Below are 8,977 nucleotides of genomic sequence, written 5' to 3'. Positions count from 1 at the left end.
TCACGGTACTCCATGAATGTGTTTTGATCAGTTGTGTAAAATGTTGTTTAAGATCTTCGGTAGTTAATGTGTCTGGTGATTTATCCAGTTGATGGGTAATGCGACGTAGAGCACGACTATAAGCATCTATCGTAGCGGGGCGTTTACCTTGCAAGGTGAGATGGGTAAGGTGTTGTTCATAAAGATAATCTGAACGATGTTGCTGTGCTTTATTCATGATAAATACTCCTTTTGGAAAGGTGTATTTACCGTAGTTGAGCTTATGGGTTTTCACTCTGCCGCGCAGCGGCTTCGTTCAACAAATTGCTTAACAGGGACTCCTAACGCATGGCTACTTTCATTCAAATCGGCTTCAGTGTTTAGGACACAAATTTTAAGTTGGGTGGTATAGCGTTATCGCCCGTTAGCAAGGCGTTATATGCCTAGGAGAATTTAGTATTGGACTTCGAGCAACACATCAAAGAAACCTGCGAACATCTTGAAGAAACAGTTTCCTTAATGGGAGAAAAATTAACAAAAGAGATAGGCTCTATAAAACTTCTAGAGGAAGTGTTAATTGCTCTAATCAATGAACAAGATGAGGGTTCGATTTCTGGTGCTAGATATTTGATTGCTGTTTACCTTGGTGAAATAATATTAAATAAAACTGGCGGAGAATGGTATAAAAGTGAAATAAACAATCACATTGCTATTCGCATTAATAATCGCCAATCCTTTCCTTTAGAAGCGGTAGAAGAGTTTATTAAGGAGCCCCAAAAGGGAAAGCTTGAGTTTTTCGCAAAGGGACTAAGGCTGTAAACGGCATATAACAAGTTACTCAAAAGGACGCAAAACGCTTGGCTTGCGCTCCTTCGTCGCTAATTTTAGCCAAGCATTTATGCGCCCATTAGTAAGGCGTTAAATGGCAATCATGGATATCGAAGCTATCAAACAAGTTCTGAGATCTTGGTTAGAGGAAGGCTACCTAGAAGGTGAACTATCAGTAGAGCCAGAATGGTATGTCTTGTGGCAGCCTGAAGAACTGGAAGAATTCAATCGCGACTATCAGATCGCCGAGTACGCTCCTGGCTTTTTAACATTCGGCGGCAATGGTGGCGGTGAGCTTTTGGTTGTGAATGAAGCCGAAGAGGTGTTTTACATGCCAAGCATTGGTATAGCACCAGAATCGGCCATTAAGATTGCAAATAGCCTACAAGAATTTAAAGGCTACATGCAGCAATGAACAAGCCCAAGCAGCATCGCGCACTCCGTGCGCTGGACCTCGCTACGCTCGGCCGCTGTTGGCGGCGTTAAATGGCTTCAAGGTTTCAGTTTTTGAATAGGGATTATTGTAAACAATGGATATATCACCATCTTTAATCAAAACCAAGATTATCTACATTCCGATAACCTATCTATTCATTACCACGATTTTCATGTCCATTTTTCTAAAATGGTTATTGGAATATAACTTAGAAATATTTAATAAAAGTGAGCTATACCAATTTTTAAATCCTTTGATAGTCTCTATCATTCTTTGTTTTTTGGTGATGAGAAAGCGATTAGATATTCTTATTTATAAATATCGAATAAACAGCTTCGTTATAACTTTGCTTACTGCATTTTACCTATCTATAGCCATTGAAAACTCCCAGAAAATTCTTCCATATCTTCACTATGAAATCCAAAAAATTGAAGACTTTTCCGATTTGTCGAATATTGATTCAAAAGGCTATCTAAAAGTACAGGATTTCAACGCTATCAAAAGTAAGATGCTATCAAAAGTTAGTTTTAGAACACGAATCACTAAAAGCGGAGAGGTGATTTCAATTTATAGGCATATATCGATCCCTTTAAATAAACAGCTTACTGTTTGGGCTGTATTTCCTTTTAGTAAAGATATAAGCAAAGATGTTGCGATTGAAGATAAGAAGTGGGCCCTTCATGAATTAAAAAAACAGTCGAGTAAAGTTGTTAATGGCTATGACTTTTCTAATGTTGAATACTTCGAAGTCGTTCCTGACTCTGATTACAGAGATCAGTATATCTTATCGATTCATGAAAAGTACCCTAGATTAAATGGTAAAAAATTAACGATTTTATCTTCAGAAAATAGGGGGTTAGATCATAACCTTTACATTGATCTAGGGTTTTTCTTGATTTTTATGGTCTTTGGCGCAATGTGCATATTTGTTTTAGTAGAATTTCAGGGGCTTGATCCTGCAAAGGTACGAACCTATTATAGCAGTGAAAAATAGCCAGCCATTTAACAAGGCGTTTAAACGGAACAAAAACAGTGGGTTACGTTTCGCTTCGCTCCACATTATAACCCACATTTTTTGTCCGCTTAACGCGGCGTTATTCGAACGTTCCCCCTACTTTTCCTAATACCTATCAGTCCAAATAGAGCAAAGTGCCTAACTCGTTTTTGTCCGTGCGACCTGAAGTCGTATGAAGCGTTGTTCACCACGATAAGAGTGAACCATCTGTATCACCAGATGACCCTAGGATTCTGAATAAAGCAGCGAATCCGACAATGTAACGAAACTTGGTTGTTAGACCGAGTGGGAACTGAATCGTGAGAGGACGTTCTTCCTGATAACCACAAATCGGGTAAGTGCTAGGGTGTCAGTATGATGAACGTAAGTGAATCCACGTAAGGCGCGTTATACGATGAAGCAGCGGAAGTGGTTAATACGCTGTGGCCAAAATGGCAATGAGAGTCGGAAAGAGGTTGGACAATACTCTTTCGTGATCGATGTACTCTCCGCACTATAGTGGGCATCTAACCTGATATTTTTCGCGACATACGGAACAGGGTAAGCCTGTATATCTCCCATTGGGAAAGCAGTCTGCGAAGATTGCCGATAGGTGTGCAGGTAAAGGAGGTTAGAAAAAGCAAAGGCCACCTTGTAATGAAGTGGATACAGGTTTATATCTGGCGCGAAAGCGAGCTGACTTCTAACTGGTCTCCCGTTGCAAGATGATTTGAAGAACTTTATTCAAGGAGAAACGCAAATGGTGACTTCATCAGAAGTTAGTGCCTCTCCTAATGGCACTCAGTGGCAATCCATCGATTGGAAAGCCGTAGAGTCGCACGTGTTAAAGCTTCAAATGCGCATTGCAAAAGCAACCCGAGAGGGAAAACACAGTAAAGTGAAAGCTTTGCAGTGGATTTTAACGCACTCCAGAACAGCGAAATTACTGGCTGTGAAGCGAGTGTCCCAAAACAAAGGCAGTAACACTCCTGGAATAGATGGTGTCATCTGGAATACGGATGCTCGTCGAATGACCGCAGTTAATCAATTGAACCGTAAAGGTTATCGAGCCAAACCCCTCAGACGTATCTACATCCCGAAAAAGAATGGCAAACTCAGACCTCTAGGCATTCCATGCATGATAGATAGAGCGCAACAGGCGTTGTATTTACTTGCTTTGGAGCCGATATCGGAAACGACAGCAGACCCAAATAGCTATGGTTTTCGCCCCAATCGCAGTACGGCAGATGCAATTCAACAATGCTTCAAATGCTTGTGCCTTAAGCGTTCAGGCCGTTGGGTTTTAGAGGGTGACATTAAAGCTTGCTTTGACAAGATTGGGCATGAATGGCTACTTGATAATGTTCAAATAGACAAAAGGATGCTGAATCTGGTTATATCGATAAGGGCTTGTTCTACCGAACATCGGAAGGAACTCCGCAAGGCGGAATTATCTCCCCAACGCTTATGTTACTGACACTTGCGGGTTTAGAAAAGCTCGTAAAAGAAGTGGCTAAGAAATCGGGAGAACGAGTTAACTTTATAGGTTATGCGGACGATTTTGTGATAACGGGTTCATCAAAAGATGTTCTGGTTAACGAAGTCAAACCACGACTGATTGATTTTCTAAAAGAGAGAGGGTTGGCACTCTCTGAAGAGAAAACGCACCTTACTCATATAGATGATGGCTTTGATTTTCTGGGTTTTAATCTCAGGAAGTACAAAGGCAAGCTGCTCATCAAACCGAGTAAAACTAACGTTCTCTCCTTCTTGGGAAACTTGCGTGAACTCATCAAGAAGCACGCAACAATGCCAGTCAATGATCTTATCAGACTATTGAACCCTAAACTGAAGGGTTGGGCGAATTATTATCGCCACTGCGTTGCAAAACGTACTTTCGGTTATCTCGGTCATCAAATCTTCTGGTTGCTGTGGAGATGGGCGGTAAGACGTCATCCCACCAAACCAAAAGACTGGGTAAGGCGCAAATACTACATGAACAGAAGTGGTGGTTGGCAATTTCATGGTTGGCAGAAAATCGCGAACATGGACTGTCACTACAACTTGGCTCAAATAGCGAAAACGCCAATTAAAAGACATGTGAAGATCCGAAGTGCAGCGACACCGTTCGATCCTCAGCACCAAGATTACTTGGCAAAGAGGAAGCCGAAAAAGGAAAGCCGTCACTCTTGGTTTGATCCTGCTTTAACTGCTATCTAGGTTGCTGGGTAACGTAATACGCCTTAGCGGAGGCTTGAGCCGTATGCAGTGAAAGTTGCACGTACGGTTCTTAGGAGGGCGGCACTCGGTAACGAGTGCCGCCTATCCGACAAAAATGAGTTAGCTCATGGATATATATAACTTCAGAGAATTGATGACATCTTCTGGTAACAACCAATAACGAAAAAACGGCTCGATGCAAAAGCAAAGAGCCGTCTTTCCGTTCCATATACTTTGGGGTTCCAAACCAAAGTATCGTCCGAGCCGTTCCACTCGGAAATCTAGTACGTCATTGTCACTTATGCGTGCAATAGCGCCATTGATTCTTTTGCAATTACCCACTCTTCATTGGTTGGGATAACCATTGCTAGTGGTGTATTTGGCTTAGTGATAATACCCTGTGCGCCAAAACGTGCAGCGGCATTACCTTCTATATCTTCTTGGTAACCAAAGATCTTCATTAAACGTAGAATTTCACTACGAATTGGCATTGCGTTTTCGCCGATACCACCAGTGAAAATGATGCCGTCTAGCTCATCAAGTGCCACCATATATGATGCAATGTATTTTGCTACGCGGTACGTAAATAGCTCAAACGCGAGCTTAGCACCGTGGTGGTGAGGATGGCTTTCATCTTCCATTGCTTCAATAATGCCGCGACAGTCGCTTGTAAAGCCAGAAACACCAAGGAAACCAGAATTCGTAACGAGTTCTTTCTCTAGGCGCTCTTTACTCCAGCCTTTCTTTAATAAGTACTCAAGTATACTTGGGTCGATATCACCACAGCGTGTCCCCATCATTAAGCCGGCAAGTGGCGTGAAGCCCATTGATGTATCAATACTTTCACCGTTTTTAACCACACATACTGATGCGCCGTTACCTAGGTGAACAGAAATAAAGCTTGATGCGTCAACTGGCTTATTCACGACTTTCGCTGCTTCACGCGTTACAAAGTAGTGGCTTGTGCCGTGGAAGCCGTAACGACGGATGTTGTACTCTTTGCTAACTTCTTGAGAAATTGCGTAAGTATATGCTTTTTCAGGCATTGTTTGGTGGAATGCAGTATCGAAAATTGCATACTGAGACAATGTAGGGAATGCTTTGCTTGCTGCACGCATACCAATAACGTGTGCATGGTTATGTAGTGGTGCTAGATCGCTTAGCGACTCAATATCAGCGATAACTTTTTCATCAATCTTAACAGTATGATCAAATAAGTTACCACCTTGAACAACACGGTGACCCACAGCGACGATATTTTCTTTTAGACCAAGTTCGTCGACTAAATCGACAATACGATCAATCGCTTGTTGATGGTGATGATCTAAACCATCAAGCTTGTATTCGTGCTTTTCACCATTGACTTTCCAGCTAACCACTGCTTCAGGGAGGCCGAAGCACTCACCAAGGCCGCTTAACGTAGCTTCACCGTTGACAGTATCAATTAAAGCAAATTTAAGTGAAGAACTACCAGAATTGATTACAAGAACTAAAGAATTGCTCATGGTTATCTCATCAATATTTTTAAGGGCAAATTTCGGATATCACTATCCACCTTGAAGCTAGCTCACTGAAAATGTCGAAAAAGGTATCTGTCAACAAGCTGGCTCAACCATCTTACTCAATTTAATTTGAATATCTCAACTTTTGTTTTAAAAAAAACTTAAAAATTGAATTTTTACTGGTTCAGATCAATTTTTTAACTAAAAATCGATTTTTAAAGCATAAAAATTCATCTGAATTTCAAATTTAGTTGATCATTTACCGTAGAGTTAACCATAAAATACACATTTTCAGCATTGAATAATTGTAAATCAATGTAATTTTTTCAAACTAGACTGAAACTAATAACAAAAAGGCATATATAGAAAGGAAGCACATCAAAAAAGGAATGCTTTTATAAAGTAACTAAAAAAGTTTTAAACTTACAATATTATTTTATGTTATCTAAATAATATTGATAGAGTTCATCGACCTGCGTACTACACATCAACGGCATTGCTGCTTTTAATGCAGATTTTGGCCAGTTCCACCACTGCATCTCTAGCAATAAAGCGATCTGTTGCTCTGTAAATCGTTTTTTAACACATCGCGATGGGTTACCCACCATAACAGAATAGGGTTCAACATCTTTTGTTACAACGGCACGAGTACCAATCACGGCACCATCAGCTATTTTTACGCCAGGTAAAATAACGCATTCAGCCCCGAACCAAACATCGTTACCAACAACCGTATCGCCCGCTCGTTGGATCCCGGTTTTGACGCCATCGCCAAATTCTTGGAAATCAAATGGGAATGTCGAGATCCAATCATGTCGGTGTCCTTGATTACCCGACAACATAAACACGACTCCTGTGGCAATAGAGCAATAACGGCCAATAATTAATTGATCAACATCACCAAAAATACCTGACTGCCAAGCTTCAATCGTGGATTTATCACCCAGTAGATAATGAACACATTGATCTTCAAAATGGTGCTGATGGTAGTAGCCAGAATAATAACTGTAATCTCCAACTTTAATATTAGGATTAGTGATATAACGGTTAATTTCATACCCTCCTAACCAAGAGGGAAAAATAGAGGATTCCATATCAAACCTTCTTTGTGTTTATTGGTGTAAAAAGCGTATTATTAATGTTGTATTAACCTTTTTGGATATAACCACAATGATTGCTCAACTCTATAACGCTTATTTAGGTGAACTTTATGGCATTGTTTTTTTTAAGACCTTTGCTGAAAAGTATAGTGACGATAGCCATAACAACAAATGGCAAACATTAATAAAGGTTGAGGAACTCACGGCGCAATGTTTAAAGGATGGACTGGAAACGTTAGGACACCCTTGCCCTGATTACGATCAAGATATGGAGAATAAAGGTCTTGCCGATGCTAATAAATGGCTTGCATTACCTTGGCAAGAGTTAGTCGATACCATGGTGCCATGGGTTGCTCCCTATCAGCAGCGCTACCAACAACAGGCTGATGAAGCCACAGAGCATCGCTATTTATTTACGTTAGTCGCTGATCATGAAAATGCGATTTATGATTATTTGCTGGCAGAACAACGAGGGGATAACAGCGCCCTTGATATATTGACAACATTTATTAATAAATACGCCTAATGATTTTATTAGAGCAAGATTCACCTTCCTCCTTGCTCTAATAACCTACTGATAATTAACAAATTCATTTTAATTCACATACTTTTTTCACAGCCAGATAACCAGACCCTTTCATTCCCCTGACATTTGAACGATGTTTTTAATTAACAATGAATAAAACACATTCAGTTGCTGAATACTCGCGATTAAACGAGGCTATTGTTTAACAAGGATTAGATTTTGAAAAGAAAGTACTCTTACTTTCTCTACTTACTGCAACATCATTCGTTGGCTGTAAATCATTACCTATTCGATCCAATGCAAACATGGCAAACCCTGCAGCAACGTATTGTGTTGATCATGGCGGTCAATGCTTAGACATGGACGGTTGTTCAACACACTAATTGATTGTCCAATTGCTCTATTATTAATATCGGAAGGTTAATGATGAAAAAATTACTACTTGTTGTTGGTTTACTGCTTTCAGGCTCTGTTTTTGCGTTTGGTAATCCAGCATCCGATTTCTGTGTACAACATGGTGGTCATGTTGAAATTCGTACTCCAATGGGTGGCGATGGTGAAAAAGGTTACTGTGTCTTTAACGACGGTAGCTCATGTGAAGAATACGCCTTTATGAAAGGCCAATGTAAACCTTCAGGTAAAACGCATAAACAAAAATTAGTCGACCACTGTGTTAAAAAAGGTGGATTTGCAACCGGTGATGTATGTAAATTTGCTAAATGGAATACAACATGTGATCTAGAAGACTTCTACAATCACAAATGTAACCGTAAAAAAGGTAATCGCGTTTACTAAGTAATTAATCTCTTCCCCCTGATTAATCACTTTTAAACAATGCAGCTTAGCAAATGTTAAGCTGTATTTTTTATCTTCAAGCTTTTCCTCTTATTTCCCCTTTCCTTATAACCGTACATTAGCCATTAATCATATATATTTATCGTCAATGAAGCATTTACTATCCGTCACCATTAAATAACCGGCAACCTTACTGAGAGTTATTTTTTGTCATTCCGCTGACATTCGAACAGTGTTTTAAATACACAATACGCTCAAATCATTCATCACGTGAATGGATATAAAAACGAAGCCATCGTTTACATAAGGATTAGATTATGAAAAAGACATTATTGCTACTTTCTCTTATTGCTTCAGCCTCATTGGTTGGTTGTAAAACACTACCCACTCAACCAACTGCAAACATGGCAAATCCAGCAGCAACATACTGTGTTGAACACGGTGGCAATTATCAAATCACAACGAATGAAGATGGTAGCCAAGCTGGCGTCTGTCATTTCAAGAACGGTAGCCAATGTGATGGATGGGAATATCTACGCGGTGAGTGTAAACCCGCTGCTGACAAACCAATTTTGTACTAATTTCAGTCATTATTAA

Annotated in this window: 10 protein-coding genes and 1 pseudogene; 8 read left to right on the top strand and 3 right to left on the bottom strand. The window is 40.1% G+C overall.

Translation table 11 applies throughout. The features are described from left to right. On the bottom strand, window positions 1-217 hold a 217-nt coding region (locus C9J40_RS20670), incomplete at its 3' end, for a phage integrase N-terminal SAM-like domain-containing protein (RefSeq protein WP_199188071.1). A 221-nt stretch (window positions 218-438) separates the two neighbouring features. Between C9J40_RS20670 and C9J40_RS20665 the strand changes: the two genes are divergently transcribed. The 4 genes and pseudogenes from C9J40_RS20665 (at window position 439) to ltrA (ending at window position 4,457) form a co-directional block, all read left to right on the top strand. Continuing rightward, window positions 439-798, top strand: a complete 360-nt coding sequence (locus tag C9J40_RS20665; protein ID WP_107247880.1) for a hypothetical protein — start codon at window positions 439-441, stop codon at window positions 796-798. A 103-nt stretch (window positions 799-901) separates the two neighbouring features. Continuing rightward, window positions 902-1,222, top strand: a complete 321-nt coding sequence (locus tag C9J40_RS20660; protein ID WP_107247879.1) for a hypothetical protein — start codon at window positions 902-904, stop codon at window positions 1,220-1,222. A gap of 115 nt (window positions 1,223-1,337) precedes the next feature. Beyond that, on the top strand, window positions 1,338-2,237 hold the full coding sequence (locus tag C9J40_RS20655) for a hypothetical protein (protein ID WP_107247878.1): 900 nt from the start codon (window positions 1,338-1,340) through the stop codon (window positions 2,235-2,237). A 760-nt stretch (window positions 2,238-2,997) separates the two neighbouring features. Beyond that, window positions 2,998-4,457, top strand: a pseudogene (gene ltrA / locus C9J40_RS20650) (group II intron reverse transcriptase/maturase). A gap of 299 nt (window positions 4,458-4,756) precedes the next feature. Here ltrA and C9J40_RS20645 read toward each other — a convergent pair. Together C9J40_RS20645 and C9J40_RS20640 are read right to left on the bottom strand one after the other, a co-directional pair. Further along, window positions 4,757-5,962 carry an acetate/propionate family kinase gene (locus C9J40_RS20645; protein WP_107247877.1) on the bottom strand — a complete coding sequence of 402 codons (1,206 nt, stop codon included), beginning with the start codon at window positions 5,960-5,962 and terminating at the stop codon, window positions 4,757-4,759. Window positions 5,963-6,390: 428 nt separating this feature from the next. After that, on the bottom strand, window positions 6,391-7,053 hold the full coding sequence (locus C9J40_RS20640; RefSeq protein WP_107208283.1) for a CatB-related O-acetyltransferase: 663 nt from the start codon (window positions 7,051-7,053) through the stop codon (window positions 6,391-6,393). Window positions 7,054-7,129: 76 nt separating this feature from the next. Between C9J40_RS20640 and C9J40_RS20635 the strand changes: the two genes are divergently transcribed. The 4 genes from C9J40_RS20635 to C9J40_RS20625 all read left to right on the top strand — a co-directional run bounded on the left by C9J40_RS20635 (window position 7,130) and on the right by C9J40_RS20625 (window position 8,961). Further along, complete coding sequence (locus C9J40_RS20635) at window positions 7,130-7,585, top strand: hypothetical protein (protein WP_107208284.1); 456 nt, start codon at window positions 7,130-7,132, stop codon at window positions 7,583-7,585. A gap of 219 nt (window positions 7,586-7,804) precedes the next feature. Further along, window positions 7,805-7,942 (top strand): hypothetical protein, encoded by a 138-nt coding sequence (locus C9J40_RS22040; RefSeq protein ID WP_158259297.1) that lies wholly within the window; start codon window positions 7,805-7,807, stop codon window positions 7,940-7,942. Between the two features lie 66 nt (window positions 7,943-8,008). Further along, entirely contained in the window at window positions 8,009-8,380 is a 372-nt protein-coding gene (locus C9J40_RS20630; RefSeq protein WP_233217824.1) for a DUF333 domain-containing protein, read from the top strand. 317 nt (window positions 8,381-8,697) lie between these two features. Beyond that, complete coding sequence (locus tag C9J40_RS20625) at window positions 8,698-8,961, top strand: DUF333 domain-containing protein (RefSeq protein ID WP_107208285.1); 264 nt, start codon at window positions 8,698-8,700, stop codon at window positions 8,959-8,961. Window positions 8,962-8,977: the final 16 nt, after the last annotated feature.

The organism is Photobacterium sp. GB-72 (assembly GCF_003026095.1).
GTDB lineage: Bacteria > Pseudomonadota > Gammaproteobacteria > Enterobacterales > Vibrionaceae > Photobacterium.
The sequence above is the reverse complement of the archived record's forward strand: the minus strand, read 5'-3'. Positions and strand labels throughout refer to the sequence as shown.

Bases quoted from the DNA above. Each gene is read 5' to 3' on its own strand.
- C9J40_RS20630 (WP_233217824.1), top strand. From the start codon at position 8,009: ATGATGAAAAAATTACTACTTGTTGTTGGTTTACTGCTTTCAGGCTCT.
- C9J40_RS20645 (WP_107247877.1), bottom strand. From the start codon at position 5,962: ATGAGCAATTCTTTAGTTCTTGTAATCAATTCTGGTAGTTCTTCACTT.
- C9J40_RS20625 (WP_107208285.1), top strand. From the start codon at position 8,698: ATGAAAAAGACATTATTGCTACTTTCTCTTATTGCTTCAGCCTCATTG.
- C9J40_RS20635 (WP_107208284.1), top strand. From the start codon at position 7,130: ATGATTGCTCAACTCTATAACGCTTATTTAGGTGAACTTTATGGCATT.
- C9J40_RS20640 (WP_107208283.1), bottom strand. From the start codon at position 7,053: ATGGAATCCTCTATTTTTCCCTCTTGGTTAGGAGGGTATGAAATTAAC.
- C9J40_RS20655 (WP_107247878.1), top strand. From the start codon at position 1,338: ATGGATATATCACCATCTTTAATCAAAACCAAGATTATCTACATTCCG.
- C9J40_RS20660 (WP_107247879.1), top strand. From the start codon at position 902: ATGGCAATCATGGATATCGAAGCTATCAAACAAGTTCTGAGATCTTGG.